General features: G+C 47.1%; 1 protein-coding gene. It reads left to right on the forward strand.

Going from position 1 to position 639, the window contains the following annotated elements; all coding sequences use genetic code 11:
- Positions 1–54: 54 nt before the first annotated feature.
- On the forward strand, positions 55–639 hold a 585-nt coding region (locus R7Z50_RS28420), incomplete at its 3' end, for a TolC family protein (RefSeq protein ID WP_411979532.1).

A 639-nucleotide genomic window follows, 5' to 3' on the forward strand; every position in this document is an offset into this window, starting at 1 on the left:
AGTTCAATCGTTCCCGAAACGCAAAAGAGCTTGGTATCAATTTGGATGTAAATTATGGAATTCAACCCAAATCGCTTAGTGGCACCAGTATGCTCACTGGCTCTGGTTGCCCTACCGGCTTTCAATGTGGTGGCGCAATCGCCAACCAATACGAAAGCACAACAAGAAGCGCAAGCTCAATCAATCCAAGCCCAATCAACCAATGAGCTAGCAAACCTCATTAGCATTGCGTTGAGCAACGATGGCAACCGTAAACAGTTCTATGCTCAATCGGAAGCGATGCGTGAAACAGGCGTAGCCAGCGCAACCTTGATGGACCCGAAACTGAAAGTCGGTTTTGGTGGTTTGCCTGTCGATAGCTTCAAATTTGACGAAGATCCGATGACCAATATCTCCGTCGGTTTGATGCAACAGTTCGAACGTGGCTCGACGCTCGATCTTCAACAAAAGAAAGCCAATCAACAAGCCGATGGTTTGTCGTTGCAAGTTCACGCACGGGAGCTTGAAGTGGCAAACAGCATGACTCAGCTTTGGTTGGAGCTGGGCTATCAGCAGAAAGCAGAGCAAATTTTGCTAGAAAACCGTCGGCTCATGACGGAAATGGAAAACTTCATTCAAACCAATTACTCAATCGGCAAA

It is taken from the genome of Vibrio sp. 1249-1, from assembly GCF_033340495.1.